The sequence below is a fragment of the Chromohalobacter canadensis genome (genome assembly GCF_029544075.1).
Classification (GTDB): Bacteria; Pseudomonadota; Gammaproteobacteria; order Pseudomonadales; family Halomonadaceae; genus Chromohalobacter; species Chromohalobacter canadensis_A.
In genome coordinates this window covers 1-16,534 of sequence record NZ_JAJQJH010000012.1, presented here as the reverse complement: position 1 = coordinate 16,534, position 16,534 = coordinate 1, and the positions used below count along the sequence as shown (strand labels likewise).

The 16,534-nt window shown below is 61.6% G+C and carries 17 protein-coding genes and 1 tRNA gene; 4 read left to right on the top strand and 14 right to left on the bottom strand.

Features of this window, described 5'->3' with window-relative positions; translation table 11 throughout:
• Positions 1–24 precede the first annotated feature (24 nt).
• The gene (gene queG / locus LUN51_RS13505) at positions 25–1,125 is read left to right on the top strand and encodes a tRNA epoxyqueuosine(34) reductase QueG (protein WP_246939427.1); all 1,101 of its coding nucleotides are present in this window, start codon (positions 25–27) and stop codon (positions 1,123–1,125) included.
• A 22-nt stretch (positions 1,126–1,147) separates the two neighbouring features.
• On the opposite strand, the gene orn is transcribed toward queG, so the two are convergent.
• Positions 1,148–1,711: an oligoribonuclease gene (gene orn / locus LUN51_RS13500; protein WP_277811681.1), complete on the bottom strand. Its 564-nt coding sequence runs from the start codon at positions 1,709–1,711 to the stop codon at positions 1,148–1,150.
• 101 nt (positions 1,712–1,812) lie between these two features.
• On the opposite strand from orn, the gene rsgA reads away from it, so the two are divergent.
• Complete coding sequence (rsgA, locus tag LUN51_RS13495) at positions 1,813–2,844, top strand: small ribosomal subunit biogenesis GTPase RsgA (protein ID WP_040244003.1); 1,032 nt, start codon at positions 1,813–1,815, stop codon at positions 2,842–2,844.
• Positions 2,845–2,935: 91 nt separating this feature from the next.
• On the opposite strand, the gene LUN51_RS13490 is transcribed toward rsgA, so the two are convergent.
• From LUN51_RS13490 to LUN51_RS13430, 13 genes are all read right to left on the bottom strand, one after another.
• Positions 2,936–4,126: an O-succinylhomoserine sulfhydrylase gene (locus tag LUN51_RS13490; RefSeq protein ID WP_277811680.1), complete on the bottom strand. Its 1,191-nt coding sequence runs from the start codon at positions 4,124–4,126 to the stop codon at positions 2,936–2,938.
• 11 nt (positions 4,127–4,137) lie between these two features.
• The gene (gene purF / locus LUN51_RS13485) at positions 4,138–5,658 is read right to left on the bottom strand and encodes an amidophosphoribosyltransferase (RefSeq protein ID WP_040244006.1); all 1,521 of its coding nucleotides are present in this window, start codon (positions 5,656–5,658) and stop codon (positions 4,138–4,140) included.
• A gap of 88 nt (positions 5,659–5,746) precedes the next feature.
• Entirely contained in the window at positions 5,747–6,343 is a 597-nt protein-coding gene (locus LUN51_RS13480; protein WP_277811679.1) for a CvpA family protein, read from the bottom strand.
• Complete coding sequence (locus tag LUN51_RS13475; RefSeq protein WP_277811678.1) at positions 6,343–7,017, bottom strand: SPOR domain-containing protein; 675 nt, start codon at positions 7,015–7,017, stop codon at positions 6,343–6,345. Before LUN51_RS13475 ends, LUN51_RS13480 begins: the two co-directional genes overlap by 1 nt.
• Positions 7,014–8,315 carry a bifunctional tetrahydrofolate synthase/dihydrofolate synthase gene (gene folC, locus LUN51_RS13470; protein ID WP_277811677.1) on the bottom strand — a complete coding sequence of 434 codons (1,302 nt, stop codon included), beginning with the start codon at positions 8,313–8,315 and terminating at the stop codon, positions 7,014–7,016. Before folC ends, LUN51_RS13475 begins: the two co-directional genes overlap by 4 nt.
• On the bottom strand, positions 8,316–9,248 hold the full coding sequence (gene accD / locus LUN51_RS13465) for an acetyl-CoA carboxylase, carboxyltransferase subunit beta (RefSeq protein WP_277811676.1): 933 nt from the start codon (positions 9,246–9,248) through the stop codon (positions 8,316–8,318).
• A gap of 90 nt (positions 9,249–9,338) precedes the next feature.
• Positions 9,339–10,142: a tryptophan synthase subunit alpha gene (gene trpA / locus LUN51_RS13460; protein ID WP_277811723.1), complete on the bottom strand. Its 804-nt coding sequence runs from the start codon at positions 10,140–10,142 to the stop codon at positions 9,339–9,341.
• A gap of 8 nt (positions 10,143–10,150) precedes the next feature.
• The gene (gene trpB / locus LUN51_RS13455; RefSeq protein ID WP_277811675.1) at positions 10,151–11,365 is read right to left on the bottom strand and encodes a tryptophan synthase subunit beta; all 1,215 of its coding nucleotides are present in this window, start codon (positions 11,363–11,365) and stop codon (positions 10,151–10,153) included.
• 11 nt (positions 11,366–11,376) lie between these two features.
• Entirely contained in the window at positions 11,377–12,012 is a 636-nt protein-coding gene (locus LUN51_RS13450; RefSeq protein WP_277811674.1) for a phosphoribosylanthranilate isomerase, read from the bottom strand.
• A complete protein-coding gene (gene truA, locus LUN51_RS13445) occupies positions 12,009–12,935 on the bottom strand; it encodes a tRNA pseudouridine(38-40) synthase TruA (protein ID WP_277811673.1) in 927 nt (308 codons plus the stop codon). The genes LUN51_RS13450 and truA overlap by 4 nt, the downstream gene beginning before the upstream one ends.
• A gap of 55 nt (positions 12,936–12,990) precedes the next feature.
• Positions 12,991–14,784, bottom strand: a complete 1,794-nt coding sequence (locus LUN51_RS13440) for a type IV pilus assembly protein FimV (protein WP_277811672.1) — start codon at positions 14,782–14,784, stop codon at positions 12,991–12,993.
• Between the two features lie 175 nt (positions 14,785–14,959).
• The gene (locus LUN51_RS13435; protein ID WP_040244018.1) at positions 14,960–15,118 is read right to left on the bottom strand and encodes a YqaE/Pmp3 family membrane protein; all 159 of its coding nucleotides are present in this window, start codon (positions 15,116–15,118) and stop codon (positions 14,960–14,962) included.
• Positions 15,119–15,236: 118 nt separating this feature from the next.
• Positions 15,237–15,506 carry a hypothetical protein gene (locus LUN51_RS13430; RefSeq protein WP_277811671.1) on the bottom strand — a complete coding sequence of 90 codons (270 nt, stop codon included), beginning with the start codon at positions 15,504–15,506 and terminating at the stop codon, positions 15,237–15,239.
• A 262-nt stretch (positions 15,507–15,768) separates the two neighbouring features.
• On the opposite strand from LUN51_RS13430, the gene LUN51_RS13425 reads away from it, so the two are divergent.
• On the top strand, positions 15,769–16,179 hold the full coding sequence (locus tag LUN51_RS13425) for a CBS domain-containing protein (protein ID WP_277811670.1): 411 nt from the start codon (positions 15,769–15,771) through the stop codon (positions 16,177–16,179).
• A gap of 224 nt (positions 16,180–16,403) precedes the next feature.
• Positions 16,404–16,479 (top strand) — tRNA-Gly (locus tag LUN51_RS13420).
• Positions 16,480–16,534 lie beyond the last annotated feature (55 nt).

Genomic DNA, 16,534 nt, shown 5'->3' with positions numbered 1-16,534 from the left:
CCCTCGCTTCACGGGGGTCTCGTCATGTCCTCATCCTCGCCCATCGATTACGCCTCGCTGGCCGATCGCATCCATACGTGGGGACGCGAACTCGGCTTCCAGCAGGTTGGCATCACCGACACCGATCTCGAAGCGCATGAGCGCTATCTCGAGCGCTGGCTCGCGGCCGGCTACCACGGCGAAATGCACTTCATGGCCAAACATGGCCACAAGCGCACGCGACCCGAGGAACTCATACCCGGTACCTTGCGCGTCATCAGTGTGCGCATGGATTACCTGCCCCCCGAGGTGGAAACCACCAAGGTGCTCGGACAACCCGAGCGCGCCTATGTTTCGCGCTATGCACTGGGGCGCGATTACCACAAGCTAATCCGCAAGCGCCTTGCCACCCTGGCCAAGCGCATCGAGGACGAAGTCGGCGCTTACGGCTACCGTGCCTTCGTCGACTCAGCCCCCGTCATGGAGCGTGCCCTGGCGCAGAAAGCCGGCCTCGGCTGGTTCGGCAAGAATGCCATGCTGCTCAATCCCCAGGCCGGTTCGCTGTTCTTTCTCGGCGAACTTTACACCGATCTGCCGCTACCGGTGGACGCGCCCTTCGAGAGCGAGCATTGCGGTAAGTGCTCGAGCTGTCAGACGGCTTGTCCGACAGGTGCCATTGTCGACGATAAGGTCATCGACTCGCGGCGCTGCATTTCGTATCTGACCATCGAACTCGCCGGTTCGATCCCCGAAGAATATCGCAAGGCGATGGGTAACCGGGTATACGGCTGCGACGATTGCCAACTGGTGTGTCCTTTTACCCGCTTCACGCGTGCGTCGCAGGAAGAAGATTTCGCGCCGCGCCACGACCTCGACCGCGCCTCGCTCATCCGCCTGTTCGCCTGGAGCGAGGAAGAGTTCCTGATGCGCACCGAAGGCAGCGCGATTCGTCGCATCGGTTACGAGCGCTGGCTGCGCAACCTGGCCATCGGCCTGGGCAATGCGCCTTGGAGCGAACGCGTCGAAGGCGCCTTACGTGCGCGCCTGGCCTACCCCTCGGACCTAGTCCGCGAACACGTGCGCTGGGGGCTCGAGCAACAACGCCACAAACGTGAGCAGTTGATCGTCAGTCATGTCAGCGCCTAGGCCTTTAGCCGCCCCAGGCCGCCTAGACGCGCAGAAATGTCTTGCGATAATGCACCAGCTCGGCCAGCGACTCGCGAATGTCGTCCAACGCCTGGTGCGTATTGCGCTTCTCGAAGCCCGCCAGAGCCTGTGGGTTCCAGCGCTTGGCCAGTTCCTTGAGCGTCGAGACATCGAGATTGCGATAGTGAAAGAATTCGGCCAGTTCGGGCATTTCCCGCACCATGAAACGACGATCCTGATGCACGCTGTTGCCGCACATCGGCGAGCTGTTCGGCGTCACATATGTTTTGAGAAAGGCCAGCGTCTGGCGCTCGGCTTCGGCGGTATCGATGCGACTCTCGCGGACGCGTTGCGTCAGCCCCGAGGCACCATGCGTACGGGTATTCCACTCGTCCATCGCCTCGAGTAACGCATCCGGCTGATGCACCGCCAGCACCGGCCCTTCGGCAATAAGATTCAGGTCGCCATCGGTGATCAAAGTCGCGACCTCGATGATGCGCTCGCGGGTGGGATCGAGCCCGGTCATTTCCAGGTCGATCCAGATCAGCAGGTCGTTACGCGGGGCTTGCGGAGTGTCACTTGCCATGGGGGTCTCCATCGGGGCGCCATTGTCTAGGTACAGGCCTAGGGACAGCATGGCGCAATGAACGCTACAATGGCGGCCATTGTACCCTGTCCCGAGAGCGCATGAGCAAACGCAAACTCAGCCGCCAGCAACGTTGGCGGGTCGAAAAGATTCAAGCCCAGCGCGCCGAACGTGCCGAACGCCGCACCCAGCGCGACGATACGGCGCTCGAGGCCGGTGATTACGGCCCCGAACGTCTTGGACGTGTCACCGCGCATTTCGGACGCACTCTGGAGGTGGAGGCCGAGGATGAACACGGCGACCTCCAACGCCACCGTTGCCATCTGCGCGCCAATCTCGAGGGCCTGGTCACCGGCGACGACGTGGTATGGCGTACGGCGAGCGACGGCAGTGGTGTGGTCGTGGCGCGCCAGCCGCGCCGCAGTGTGCTCGAACGTCCCGACGCGCGCGGCCAGCTCAAGCCCGTGGCCGCCAACATCGCACAGATTCTGATCGTGTTCGCCGTGGAGCCCGCGCCCCACCCCAATCTCATCGACCGCTATCTCGTCGCCGCCGAGGCGACCGGCATCACGCCCGTGCTGGTGCTCAACAAGACCGACCTACTACCCGACGAGGGCGGTGAGTTGCGTACTTTACTGGCGCGCTATCGCGAGCTGGGATACCACGTGGTCAGCGCCTCTACCCAGCGCGAAAACGGGCTCGATGCCCTGCATGCCGGCCTTACCGAGCGTACTTCGGTGTTCGTGGGCCAGAGCGGGGTTGGCAAGTCATCCTTGATCGACCGCCTGCTGCCCGATAGGCAACTGCGGGTCGGCGCGCTCTCGGTGGACTCGCGCAAGGGCACGCACACCACCACCACGGCCACGCTCTACCACCTGCCGGCGGGCGGTGAACTGATCGACTCGCCGGGCATTCGCGAATTCGGCCTGGGCCATCTCGAGGAGCACGAGGTAGCGCGCGGCTTCATCGAATTCCAACCGTATCTCGGCCTTTGCAAGTTCCGCGATTGTCACCACCGCCAGGAACCGGGATGCGCCTTGCGTGAGGCCGTGGAACGCGGCGACATTCTCGCCTCACGGTTCAATAGCTACCGGCACATCGTCGATAGCCTGGAACCCGACCGTTCTCCATGAAGAACGCCCCATGAAAAAACGCCTCGCCCCCTGGAGGGGCGAGGCGTCATTCGAACGACATACCGAGCGCACCGACAGGCTGGGATACGACTCAACCAAGCGTGTCGAGTCCGCGACGGATATCGCGCTTGAGATCATCCAGCGCTTCCAACCCCACGGCGATGCGCACCAAGCCTTCACTGATCCCCGCGGCAGCCTTCTGCTCGTCGCTCAAGCGCGCATGCGTCGTCGTCGCCGGGTGCGTGACGGTGGTTTTCACATCCCCTAAGTTGCCGGTGATCGACATCAGGCGTGAATGATCGATCAGCGCCCAGGCGCCGTCGCGACCGCCCTTCACCTCCACGCCCAGCACGGCGCCAAAGCCGTGTTGCTGCTGCTTGGCCAGCGTATGCTGTGGATGGCTTTCCAGGCCACTGTAATGCACCCGGGCGATTTCCGGCTGCGCCTCCAGCCACTGCGCCAGGGCCAGAGTATTCTCGCAATGCGCCTTCATGCGCAGTCCCAGCGTTTCCAACCCCTTGAGGAAGATCCACGCATTGAAGGGGCTCATGCAGGGACCACAGGTGCGTACGACGCCCACCAGCTCCTTGAGCATCTCCTCGGGCCCCACTATGGCGCCGCCGATGGCACGCCCCTGGCCGTCCAGATATTTGGTCGCCGAATGAATCACCAGATCGGCGCCCAAGTCGAGGGGACGCTGCAACGCTGGGGTCAAAAAGCAGTTGTCGATGGCGAGCCAAGCGTCATGGCGATGCGCCAAATCAGCCAAGGCTGCGATATCCACCACCTCGGAAAGCGGGTTGGAGGGTGTCTCGGCGAACAGCAAGCGCGTCTTCGGAGTGATCGCGGCCTGCCAGGCGTCCAAATCGCCCAGTTCCACGTAGCGGGTCACGATGCCTAGCTTACCAAGATACTTGTCGAACAGGCTGACCGTGGAACCGAACAACGAACGCGAGGCGACGATTTCGTCACCGGCTTGCAGGAACGCCAGCGCCGTGGCGAGGATCGCCGCCATGCCCGAGCTGGTAGCCACGCACTGCTCGCCCCCCTCGAGCGCCGCCAGGCGTTGCTCGAAGGTGCGCACCGTGGGATTGGTGAAACGCGAATAGATGTTACCCGGCTCTTCGCCGGAGAACTTGCGTGCCGCCTCAGCGGCACTGCCATAGACGAAGCTCGACGTGGGGAAAATCGGCTCGCCATGTTCCTGTTCGTGCGTACGGTCGTGGCCGGCACGGATCGCTAGCGTGTCGAGCGCGAAGGTGTCGTCATGATCGTCATGCATACCTCACCTCCTCAGTCTTCTTCTTCGACATCGTTATGCAAATCGACCACAGCGTGCACTGAGTTCTCCTGGCGCTTGGCCATATCGCTACGCGCGGCCTCGAGGTCGGCCAGATAGGCAGCATCGATATCGCCGGTCACATACTCGCCATCGAAAACCGAGCAGTCGAACTCCTCAAGCGAGGGATTGACGTCTCGACAGGCCGCCTTGAGGTCCTCGAGTTTTTGATAAATGATGCGATCAGCGCCTATGAGCTCCCCGACTTCCTCTTCGCTACGCCCATGCGCGATCAATTCCGATGCCACCGGCATATCGATGCCGTATACGTTGGGATAGCGAACCGGCGGCGCGGCGGAGGCGAAATAGACCTTGCGCGCCCCAGCCTCGCGAGCCATCTGGATGATCTGCTTACACGTGGTACCGCGCACGATGGAATCGTCGACCAGCAGTACGTTCTTGCCGGCGAACTCGACATCGATGGCATTGAGCTTCTGCCGTACCGATTTCTTGCGCTGCGTTTGCCCGGGCATGATGAAGGTCCGCCCGATATAGCGATTCTTCATGAAGCCTTCGCGGTAAGTCACGCCCAGATGCTGCGCCATTTCCAATGCCGAGGTCCGCGAGGTATCGGGAATCGGAATCACTACGTCGATGTCATGCTCCGGCCAGTCACGCTGGATACGATCGCCCAGCTTGCGCCCCATCTCCATGCGCGTGCCGTAGACATAGGCGCCATCGAGGATCGAATCGGGACGCGCCAGATAGACATGCTCAAAGATGCACGGCGTCAACTGTGGGCGGTCGGCACACTGCTGGGTATGCACCCGATTGCCTTCGGTCTCGATGAAGATCGCCTCACCGGGCGCCAGATCGCGACACAGCTCGAAGCCGCCGACATCCAGCGCCACCGACTCAGAGGCGATCATCACGTCCTGACCATCGTCGCTGTCGCGGGTACCATAAACCACCGGGCGAATCCCGTGCGGATCACGGAACGCGACCATGCCAAAGCCATTGATGAACGCAACCGCAGCATAACCGCCCTGACAGCGACGATGTACTCGGCGTACGGCATCGAAGATATCATCTGGCGAGAGGTCGTGCCCTTGCTTGCCCAGCTCGTGCGCGAACACATTAAGCAGGACTTCGGAATCGGAGCTGGTATTGATGTGGCGCAGATCGGAAAAGAACAACTCACGCTTGAGCTGTTCGGAATTGGTCAGGTTGCCATTGTGCGCCAGCGAGATCCCGTAAGGCGAGTTGACGTAGAACGGCTGCGATTCAGCTTCGCTCGACGAGCCGGCAGTCGGGTAACGAATATGTCCGATCCCCATATTGCCGCGCAGACGCGTCATATGGCGCGTATGAAACACATCACGCACCAGGCCATTGCTCTTGCGCAGCAGGAAGCGTCCCTCATGCCATGTCATCATCCCGGCGGCATCCTGGCCACGGTGTTGGAGCACTGTCAGCGCGTCATACAGCGACTGATTGACCGCCTGGTTGGCCATGAGGCCCACGATACCGCACATTGTGCCTTTCCTCGCTTGCCTTGAGAGTAGCGAACGGCATGCGATGAATGCCGTTCGCGGTTAAAGCCTGTCATGCATAAAGGCGCCTTCAGGGCGCCGTCGTATCCGCTGGTGCGTTCGATGCAGGTGCCTCGGGCGGCGTTTCCAGAGCCTGTTCGGCCGCCTCGCGGCCCGTGTCGCGCAAGGCACGTTCGGCACCCGAGGTGTCGATTTCCCACGCCTCCAGGCGGTCCACCGACCAATCGCGCAACTGCTCGAAGGCCGGGCGCAGTTGCGCATTCTGCCATGCAGCAATCCCTGACAGAGGCGTCAACGTCAAGATGACCGTCGCCAGCACCAGGATCAAGGCACCTCGCGCAGCACCGAACGTCGCGCCGGCGACACGGTTGAAAAAACCCATGCCGACCCATTCGATCGCGGCGTTGATCATGCGAATCAAAAACCCGCAGAGCATAACGATGACGAAAATGACCAGCACGAAGCCCAGCACCAGGCGAATCTCGGGATGATCGATATAGGGCGCCATCATTTCGGCTACCGCTGGGGCGAACATCCGCGCACCCAACAATGCTGCCACCCAGGCCGCTAGTCCCAAGGCTTCGCGCACCAGCCCCCGCATGAAACCGGCCAGCATGGAGACGGTCAATACCGTCAGAAAGGCCCAATCGAGCCAGGTCAGCGTCATCACTCCTCCCGCGCGCGAATCAAGAGCCCCTGGATATTGGCGTCTTCCTTGAGTTCGGTGCGCACGCGCTCACCTTCATCGGAGGTCCCAAACGGACCGACGTATACAGTGGTCAGATCATTGTCGCGCGGACGCTGATAAGCATCGAACCCTTGTGACGTGAGCTTTTCTACGAGCCGTGTGGCATTGTCCGGCTGCCCGAAGCTGCCTACTTGAACTGCCCAACCGTCTTGTGCTGCGGGCGCATCAGACGTCGAAGATGCCTCGTTGCCCCCAGCCTTTTCTTGAGCTTGCGAAGAGGAAGACTGCGCTGCAATGGCAGCAATGGGGTCATCGTTCGCGGGCCCCGCTTCGCCGGAAGCCTCGCTATCATCGGACGCTGCTGGCTGTGAAGGCTCGGGCTGTGAAGAAGCATCGACGTCGGGTTGACCAAGCTGAGCCCCCGTCGCCGGCTCGACAACTCTGTCATCGCCCGTGCCTTCCTCGAGATTGGCAGGCGGCTCGGGAGAATCGACATCGCGCTGATCCACGGAAATCGGTTGTTCTATGGTCAGTACCGGCTCGGGGCGCTCACTCCTCGGAGTCGGCTCATCGAGCAGCATGGGCAGGAAAATCACTGCTAACGCGACAAGGATGATCGCGCCACTGATGCGCTCACGCATTCCATATTTCATGACACACTCCTTGGGCTCGCCACGACCCCGAGTGATTCCAGGGTGGTCAAAGCCTCGGCGACGGTCCAGAACGAGCCGCAAACCAGCACCTCGTCGCCATTGCCCATATTGGTATGCAACCAGCGTACGCCGGCGTCCGGCGACGCGGCGCAATGCAGCACCTGAGCGTCGCACGCCTTCAGGAAGGCAGCCAACTGCTCAGCATCGCGCGCGCGATCGCCGCTTAACGATACCGGCACCCAGGCATCGATCTGAGGCGCCAGCGCCTCGATCACACCCTTGGCATCCTTGTCCGCCAGCATGCCCAGAAGACAAAGACGTCGCCCGTGCGGCGGGCGTTTCGCCAAGGAGGTGGCGACATAAGCGGCAGCATGCGGATTATGGCCGACATCCAGACACCAAGGGCCCTGCCATTGCAGCCGCCCGGCCAGTATGGCTCGGCCAAGAGCCCGCTGGCATGCCGCTCCCTCCAGGGAAATGCCGGCTAGCGTCAGTGCCTGCAATGCCGTCGCAGCATTGTCCAATGGCAGGTAGGGGTCGGGGAGCGAACGCAGGGTCAAGGCCTCGCCGGTGGCGGTTTCGCCCTGCCACTGCCAGCCATCGGCTGTGGCTTGCCAGTCGAAACGTTCGCCAAGTGCGAAGACCGGCGCCGCCAGGCGCTCGGCATGCTGGCGCACACTCGACGGCAAGGCGGTACTACCCAGCACCACCGGGCGATTCGGACGCATGACGCCAGCTTTTTCCTGACCGATGGTCTCGAGATGAGTGCCCAGAAAGGCTGCGTGATCTTGAGCTACGGTGGTAACCACAGACACGTCCGAGTCGATGACGTTGACCGCGTCCAATCGTCCGCCCAGCCCTACTTCGAGCAACGCGATATCGGGTTGCTGATGCTTAATCAACCACAAGGCTGCCAAAGTGCCGACTTCGAAATAGGTCAGGCTGATCTCTTCATCCGCAAGGCGCGCCGCTTCCACGGCCTCGAAGGCCTCGACCAAAGCGGCATCATCGACCTCTTGGCCATCGAAGCACAGGCGTTCGTTGTAACGCTGTAGGTGCGGTGACGTATAAGCAGCACTACTCCAGCCATGCTCGCGCGCCAGCGCATCGAGCATGGCCACGGTCGAGCCCTTGCCGTTGGTGCCGGCCACGGTGACGACACGCCCCGCCAGCGCCCTGGTGTTGAGCCCTAGGCGTGCGGCGACCGCAGTGACCCGTTCGAGCCCCAGGTCGATGGCAACGGGATGCTGGCGCTCGAGATGCGCCAGCCAAGCCTCCAGAGTGGTCTTGTCAGCCATTCAGTGATCGGCCTGGGAAAACTCGTCCAGTGTGCTCTGGGTCGGCGCTTCGTCAGCCTCACTCTCCTGGCCGAGACGCGACTGATGCGTCAGCTTGCGCATGACACCGCCCAGACGCTCACGCATATCATGACGATGCACGATCATGTCCACGGTGCCGTGCTCAAGCAAGAACTCGCTGCGCTGGAAGCCTTCCGGCAATTGCTCGCGCACGGTCTGCTCGATGACACGCGGCCCAGCGAACCCGATCAAGGCATTGGGCTCGGCGATATTAAGGTCGCCCAGCATCGCCAACGATGCGGAAACCCCGCCGAAGACAGGGTCGGTCAACACCGATATATAAGGCACGCCTGCCTGCTTGAGTTTTTCCAAGGCCGCGGATGTCTTGGCCATTTGCATCAGCGAGAAAAGCGCTTCCTGCATGCGGGCACCGCCGGAGGCGGCAAAACAGACCAGCGGTACACCTTCCTCCATCGCCTGGGTCGCGGCACGCACGAATTTCTCGCCCACCACAGCCCCCATGGAACCGCCCATGAAGCTGAATTCGAACGCCACCGCGACCACTGGCAAACCATCGAGCTTGCCGCGCATGGCGATCAAGGCATCGTTTTCATCGGTAGATTTCTGGGCCGCCGCCAAGCGATCCTTGTACTTCTTGGAGTCGCGAAACTTGAGCCGATCACTAGGCTGCAGGTCGGCAGCGATCTCCTCACGACCTTCCGTATCCAGGAACCAGTTGAGTCGTTTGCGTGCCGTCAGGCGCAGATGATGATCGCACTTGGGGCACACGCTCTGATGGCGCTCCAACTCGGGAAGATAGAGCACTGCCTCGCAATTGGGGCACTTACGCCACAGGCCATCCGGCACGCTTTTCCGGCGATCGGTTCGCTGGGTACGGCTCATTGACGGCACAATTTTGTCTAGCCAGCTCATGGTTCTGAGACGCTTCCGTGTTGCTTGTCTGACGCATCGAGCCACGTCCGTGGCCCAATGCAGCGAATAATAGGGGCGCGCATGACGACCTCAGCGATCCAGGGCATCACGCATATCGCTAAGCACAGCCTTTAGCGCCGCCGGTATGGCCTCGGGGCGTTCAGCGTTTTCGGCGATACGTGACACCAGTGCACTGCCGACGATGACACCATCGGCTACCCGGCCTACTGCCGCAGCGGTCTCGCCATCGCGAATGCCGAAGCCAACACATAACGGCAGATCAGTCATCTCGCGTAGCGGCGCCAACTGCCGCGCCACGGCCTCGACATCCAGCGATGCGGCGCCCGTCACACCCTTGAGTGATACATAATACAAATAACCCTCGCCGTGCGCACATATTGTAGCGGCCCGGGAGGGCGAGGTGGTAGGGGCCAGCAGGAATATCGACTGTAGACCGTGCTCGGTGAACAGGGGCGCTACCGCAGTCGCTTCTTCAGGCGGCATGTCGACCATCAGTATGCCATCGACGCCCGCATCCCGCGCCCGCCGTACAAACGCCTCGTAGCCCATGCGCTCGACGGGGTTGAGATACCCCATCAACACCACCGGCGTTGTCTGGTCGGTCTCGCGAAACGACGCGACCATGTCGAGCACGTCGGCCAAGCGCGTTCCATGCTTGAGCGCGCGCTCGCAAGCTTTCTGGATTACCGGTCCATCGGCCATGGGATCAGAAAACGGCACGCCCAATTCCAACACATCGGCACCTGCCTCAACGCAAGCGTGCATGAAGCCGACGGTATACTGCGGCGCGGGGTCACCGGCGGTGATATACGGAATCAAGGCACGGCGTGACTGGGCCTTGAGCGCCGCAAAACGTTGATCGATACGATTCATAGTCATGCTCAAAATTCCAGACCGTCGAGCTTGGCCACCGTGTGAATGTCCTTGTCACCGCGCCCGGAAAGATTGACGACGATGTGCTGATCGGGACGCATGGAGGCTGCCATCACCTTGGCATGGGCCAACGCATGAGCCGATTCCAGGGCGGGCATGATGCCCTCTATGCGGGTCAACTCGCGAAACGCCTCGAGCACCGCATCGTCGTTGGCAGCCACGTAGCTGACGCGACCGACGTCTTTCCACAGTGCATGCTCAGGGCCGACGCCAGGGTAGTCGAGACCCGCGGAGATCGAGTGCGTATCTGACACCTGGCCACTCGCGTCTGACATCAGATAGGTCCGATTGCCGTGCAGCACACCGCTGGGCGCATTGGCAGTCAATGGTGCGGCATGACGCCCGGTTTCGATGCCGTCACCACCGGCCTCAACGCCCACCATGGCCACTTCTTCATCCTCGATGAATGGATAGAAAAGACCGATGGCATTGGACCCGCCCCCCACGCAAGCCACCAGGGCATCGGGCAGGCGACCGATCTGTACCAGGCTCTGCTCGCGCGCCTCGCGACCGATCACCGCGGTGAAATCGCGCACCATGGCGGGATAGGGGTGCGGCCCCGCCACGGTGCCGATGATATAGAAGGTATCGTCGACATTGGTTACCCAGTCGCGCAGCGCCTCATTCATGGCGTCCTTGAGGGTTCGCGACCCGGACTCGACCGGATGCACTTCGGCTCCCAGCAGACGCATGCGGTAGACGTTGAGCTTCTGACGCTCGACGTCCTCGGCGCCCATGTAGATCTCGCACTTGAGACCTAGCCGCGCAGCCACGGTAGCGGTGGCCACGCCATGTTGGCCAGCACCAGTCTCGGCGATGACACGCGGCTTGCCGCTCTTCTTGGCAAGCAACGCCTGGCCGATGGTGTTGTTCACCTTGTGGGCACCGGTATGGTTGAGATCTTCACGCTTGAGCCAGATCTGCGCACCACCGATTTTCTCGGACCATCGTTCAGCGTGGTATAGCGGAGACGGGCGGCCCACGTACTGGGCCAGATCACGGTCGAATTCGGCCTGGAAATCGGCATCGTCGCGAAGGCTCATGTAAGCCTTCTCCAGCTCTTCCAGGGCGAAGCTCAGAGTCTCCGAGACGAACCGGCCACCGTAAGGACCGAAATGGCCTTGGGCGTCCGGCAGTCGGGTCAGGTCGCTGAACTTGGTCACGAATGACACCTCTATGGGGCTTGGGTATGGAACACTTGGGACAGAAACGCCCGGATGCTCGCGGGTTCCTTGATGCCCTTGTCCGCCTCGACGCCTCCCGAGACGTCAACGGCGTAGGGCCGCACCCGCTGGATGGCCTCGGCAACATTGGTTGCCGTCAAGCCTCCTGCGAGAATAACAGGTTTTGCCAGGTTTGCGGGGATTCGCGACCAGTCGAAGGTCTCGCCCGTTCCTCCCGGTATTCCGGGACGATAGGCATCTAGCAACAGGCCGCGCGCACCGGCATAACGCGCGGCCTCGGCATGCAAGTCGAGCCCGTCGCGCATACGCAAGGCTTTGATCCAGGGGAGATCCAACGCCGCACACGCCTCGGCGGTCTCGTCGCCATGCAACTGCACCAAATCAAGATGCCGCGCGCAACGCCGAATCTCGGCCTCCGGCTGGTCGACGAACAGCCCCACCCGTGTGACGAAGGGCGGCACGCACGCCGATAGCCGCGCCAAGCGCGCTTCGTCGATGGCCCGCGCGCTGCCCGGCCACATCACGAAGCCCAGCGCATCGGCACCCGCCTCCACGGCCGCCTGGATGTCTTCCTCACGCGTCAGGCCGCAGATCTTGACGCGAGTTCGCTGCATCGGCGTCTTCATGACGACACCTCCCGACGCGGTGGATGGACGCGGCGCTGGCGACGCGCACGCGCCCACTCGCTATCCGGCAATGTGCGCTCGCCGCTCCATTCTCCAACAAATGCCAGCAAGTTCGGGCCAAGCGGCTCTTGTGGCAATTGGAAGCGCTCATCGTAGTACACATCGACGAAGTGCAGCCCGCAACCCGGCGCCGTGACATTGCCCTGCGTCCGATCACGCAGCGACAGCAGCTCGCCAGGATAGGTCGTCGGATGATCGCCGCGCCCGACGGCCACCAATGCGCCAGCGATATTGCGGATCATGTGATGCAAAAACGCGTTGGCCTGAATGTCGATGACGATCAGCGGCCCATAACGCCGTACTTCGATGAAGTGTACATGACGATGAGAGCTTTTCGACTGGCAGCCAGCGGCGCGGAAACTCGAAAAATCTTGCTCGCCGATCAACGCCTGGGCGGCGGCATGCATGCGCTCGGCGTCCAGCGGCTCACGGCACCAAGTCGCATTGGCGCGCTCCAACACCGGTCGCGATGGCTGATTGAGAATCACGTAACGGTAGCGCCGCGCCAAGGCCGAGAGCCGCGCATGAAAATCATCAGCGACCGGTACCACCCAGCGCACTGCAATATCACGCGGCAATTTGGCATTGGCGCCGAACAGCCAGGCTTTTTGCGTACGGGGCACCGGCGCATCGAAGTGCACGATCTGACGGGTGGCATGTACGCCGGTATCGGTACGTCCGCTGCACAGCGCCTGCACCGGCGTATTGGCAATCTTCGAAAGCGCCGCTTCAAGCGCGGCCTGCACCGAAGGCGCCTGTGTGAGGCGCTGCCAACCACAGTACGCACTGCCATCGTACTCGACACCGAGTGCAATGCGCCCTTCCAGCGGCTGGTGGTCATCCTGGAATTCGAAGAAGGCCATCGATATCCGTCACGTTGAGTCTTGGGTATGTCGTGCAAACGTCTGCGTATAGCACTCAGACGCTGTCATATTCACGCATCAGCGCCTTGGCTTCGCGTGCGACGCCATCATCCTCGGCTCGCGCAGCGACTTGCAGCAACGCCTTGACCTGCGTGGTTTCGCCTTCGGCGGCCAGCAAGCCCCGCGCCTTTTCCAGCGCGTCGGCTGGCGCCTCGGCGGCGCGCCCATTATCCAGATGCGAGGGGGCGAACGCCACTTCCTCCACCTCCCAACGCGCAACATCATGTGATGACTCGCGTGACTCAGCGTACGGCTCAGTCCCCGCCGAGGGCTCGACCTCGGGCAATTGATAGTCCAGACGCGCAGGCGCTTCGGGCACCTCGGGAGGGTCGAACTCGAGCGGTGCTGCCTCCTCGTCGGGGCGTGCGGCCGGCGTCACGCCCCCCTCGTCCGGCTCATCATACGGCGTCTCGGACTTGGCATTGTCAGCAGCCCCTGAGACACCTTCGAACAGCGAGTCCACCTCGGGGGAAGACGCCACCGACTCATGCGGCGCGTTGGCGGCTTGTGTGGCGCCGACTTGACGATAATGCGTCACCAAGGCCTCGGCCTCACGATGCGTTTCATCACTGACTGCCGACGCGAAACACTCAGCCTCCCGCTCCAACGCGGTGAGCTCGCCCAGTTCGCCCAACACCGACAGCAATTTGAGGCGTAACTCGGCATTTTCCTGTGCAGCCAGTCGCGCCTGCAGCCAGTCGCGCGCTTGGGTATAACGTCCATAGGCGATATAAATATCGGCCTCGTCGATGGTGGCCGTCTCGGGTACATCATCGTCGCTGAGGATCGGGCGAGCCTTAGCGGAGGACTGCGTCGCCCCCAACCGCGCTGTCATATCCTGGTAGGTCGCTTCACGCCCGGTACGCCAACGTTGCCACCCCCAGAGCGCCAGCAGTGCTGCAAGCACGATCAACAATCCTACCTGCCATGGTCCCAGCCAGGATGACGATGCGTCATCACCCTTGGCAGTGCTCGGCGGCGCCTCTTCGCCGGACGATGCCGCCCGCTCGCCGGACGCTGCCGACGAAGTATCGGGCGCCGTCTGTGCCAGCAAGGCCGCCACACCGGTCACGTTGACCGGCGGTAGTGCCGAGAGCGCTTCGAGACGCTCGGCCAATGCATCACGTTCCTGCTCGACGTAGGCCACGCGTAAGCGCAGGGCTTGCAGTGCCGCCTCCAGCTCGCCTGCACGTCGAGCATTGGCCTCCCCTGCGCGCTGCACCGATGAAGTGTCGGCCGATGCAGGAATCGAGGGCTCGGCACTCTCGCGAACGGTCCCGACAACGCCCTGCGGTGTCTCAGGCTGGGACTGAGAGGTCGCGGGAGAAGACGGCGATGCATTAGCTTGCCGCGTCGACGTGCCTTGCGCTGTCTGCGACCCAGTGGAAGAACTCGCCAGGGCGTAACCAGGCGGATCAAACAGCAATGTCACCGGCTGCTGGATACGCCCTTGTGGCCATGATACCTCCAGCAATAATTCGAGATACGCGCGCCCCACCGGCGCCTGACTGCTGATCGTGACGCGTGGCGGTGTGGTCTCACTCGATAGGTCGACATTCAACGGCATATCGAGCGCCCTTTTATCCAACCCTGCCGCCTCAAAGGCAGCATCGTCCGCCAAACGCACTTTGAGTCGCTGGGGATCGACATCGCCGGCACCGGGCAGCGTCAGTTCGGCGCGCAAGGGCTGGTTGAGATAAGAGGTGATCTGCGGCGCTCCCACACTCACCCCAAGTGCTACGGGGCTCATCACGGCTAGGCATAATGCCAGGGCAATCTTGCGCAGCATGGAATCCTCAGGAAAGGCGTCAACGATGGCTTCAGTTTTATCATATCTTTTAACCAGCCACCTCATACTAAGCCCTCCAAAGTGCGCCCTACCAAAACAAGGCGAGCCCGCTTAGGCGGGCTCGTTGCTCAGATGGCACTTAGTCATGGCCACCATCTCGGTGGCACCATATCTGTCAACGCGTAGCGATGATCCAGACGGCGTGAATGATGCCGGGAATATACCCCAACAACGTCAGCAGAATGTTGAGCCAGAAATGCAGACCGAAACCGACCTGCAGGAAAACCCCCAGGGGCGGCAGCAAAATAGCCAGAATTATGCGGATAATGTCCATACATCCTCTCCTTGTGAATGCTTCCTTTCAGAGTCTTTCAAAGTAGTGTGGGGCGCCCCCACAGGTGGTATTCACCGCCTCGCATGATACGCATTGGTATGGCGCCTCGATAGCCTGGCTATTGCTTGTCGCGAGGGTCGCAATATTCGACTCCCGGCGCATGCGAATGCGCATCGGGGTCTATTTTCTGGCGCACCTCGTCGGCGCCGGAGGCCAACGTGTCATGATGACGCTCCCAATCTTCCCAGTCATGCGGGGTACCACTACGCGGACGATGGCTTGCCGCGCCCCGGGCGCGTGCCCAAGCCTGCTCTTCGAGAGTGGTAGGCTTGTCCTCTTCTTTATCGAGGCCGATGCCCTGCTTGGCCAAGTAATCGCGTGCGTTCATGTTGCCTCCCGAAGAGCCGAGCCCTGTGTATTACGTCTCGTGCCAATGGTTTGCGCTACTTCAGCGCGACGTCATTATCCTACGCCATCACTATAGCGTAACTCCTTTAAGATGAAGGCATGAGAGCGACTTTCAAGTAACCGCCTCTTGATCGTTTAGACAACCGCCACGCTCGACAATGCTAACGTGAGAATGAGCTATCCTCGACTAGAGGGCTAGGGGCTATTCTTCGATCCTGCCCGTCGTTCCCAGGAGGCCTGCCATGTCGCGCTCATCCCCCGCCGTCGTCGGCGATATCATGATAGGCGATGGTTATCGAGTCACCGCCAACACCTCGATCTCGGCGCTCGCCGATGGTCTGGGTCGCCACCGACTGCCCGGTGCGCCCGTCGTCGATGCCCAAGACCGCCTGATCGGCTTCATCTCGGAACAGGATGTGTTGGGCCAGTTGCTGGATAGCGCCTATCACTGCGGCCAACCCGCATTGGTCGGCGAGTTGATGCGAGACGAGGTACTGACGGTGACGCCCGACAAGAGCATCGTCGACTTGGCCGAATCCATGCGTGGCGAACGTCCCAAGGTATATCCCGTTGTCGATGACGGACACGTCATCGGCCTGGTGACCCGTCGCGAGGTTCTCGCCGCCCTATTGGTAATGCGCAACCGCTGCTGAGGCCGACGCCAACCCATAAAAAAACCGCCGTGCAAAGGCACGGCGGTCAATCGAGAACAGTAAGCTCAAAACGCATTTCCTAGCGACTGCCTGGAATCACGTTTCTTGCACTAACTCAGACCGTATTACAGGCAAAAGTTCCCTCGCCTCGCGCATTTTTATCGAGCGCTGCCACAGTCAGGCTTGCCAAGCCCTGGCTGGCTTGATTAACATCCCTGCGTCGAGCGGGCATAGCTCAGTTGGTAGAGCATCAGCTTCCCAAGCTGAGGGTCGCGAGTTCGAGCCTCGTTGCCCGCTCCATTTTGTTTGAATCCTTTGAAGTAACACTAGGGTCGCGAGCTGGTGCGCCAGCCCG

Excerpts from the sequence above, each read along its gene's own strand:
- queG (WP_246939427.1), top strand. The coding sequence starts at position 25 with ATGTCCTCATCCTCGCCCATCGATTACGCCTCGCTGGCCGATCGCATC.
- orn (WP_277811681.1), bottom strand. The coding sequence starts at position 1,711 with ATGGCAAGTGACACTCCGCAAGCCCCGCGTAACGACCTGCTGATCTGG.
- rsgA (WP_040244003.1), top strand. The coding sequence starts at position 1,813 with ATGAGCAAACGCAAACTCAGCCGCCAGCAACGTTGGCGGGTCGAAAAG.
- LUN51_RS13490 (WP_277811680.1), bottom strand. The coding sequence starts at position 4,126 with ATGCATGACGATCATGACGACACCTTCGCGCTCGACACGCTAGCGATC.
- purF (WP_040244006.1), bottom strand. The coding sequence starts at position 5,658 with ATGTGCGGTATCGTGGGCCTCATGGCCAACCAGGCGGTCAATCAGTCG.
- LUN51_RS13480 (WP_277811679.1), bottom strand. The coding sequence starts at position 6,343 with ATGACGCTGACCTGGCTCGATTGGGCCTTTCTGACGGTATTGACCGTC.
- LUN51_RS13475 (WP_277811678.1), bottom strand. The coding sequence starts at position 7,017 with ATGAAATATGGAATGCGTGAGCGCATCAGTGGCGCGATCATCCTTGTC.
- folC (WP_277811677.1), bottom strand. The coding sequence starts at position 8,315 with ATGGCTGACAAGACCACTCTGGAGGCTTGGCTGGCGCATCTCGAGCGC.
- accD (WP_277811676.1), bottom strand. The coding sequence starts at position 9,248 with ATGAGCTGGCTAGACAAAATTGTGCCGTCAATGAGCCGTACCCAGCGA.
- trpA (WP_277811723.1), bottom strand. The coding sequence starts at position 10,142 with ATGAATCGTATCGATCAACGTTTTGCGGCGCTCAAGGCCCAGTCACGC.
- LUN51_RS13450 (WP_277811674.1), bottom strand. The coding sequence starts at position 12,012 with ATGAAGACGCCGATGCAGCGAACTCGCGTCAAGATCTGCGGCCTGACG.
- truA (WP_277811673.1), bottom strand. The coding sequence starts at position 12,935 with ATGGCCTTCTTCGAATTCCAGGATGACCACCAGCCGCTGGAAGGGCGC.
- LUN51_RS13440 (WP_277811672.1), bottom strand. The coding sequence starts at position 14,784 with ATGCTGCGCAAGATTGCCCTGGCATTATGCCTAGCCGTGATGAGCCCC.
- LUN51_RS13435 (WP_040244018.1), bottom strand. The coding sequence starts at position 15,118 with ATGGACATTATCCGCATAATTCTGGCTATTTTGCTGCCGCCCCTGGGG.
- LUN51_RS13430 (WP_277811671.1), bottom strand. The coding sequence starts at position 15,506 with ATGAACGCACGCGATTACTTGGCCAAGCAGGGCATCGGCCTCGATAAA.
- LUN51_RS13425 (WP_277811670.1), top strand. The coding sequence starts at position 15,769 with ATGTCGCGCTCATCCCCCGCCGTCGTCGGCGATATCATGATAGGCGAT.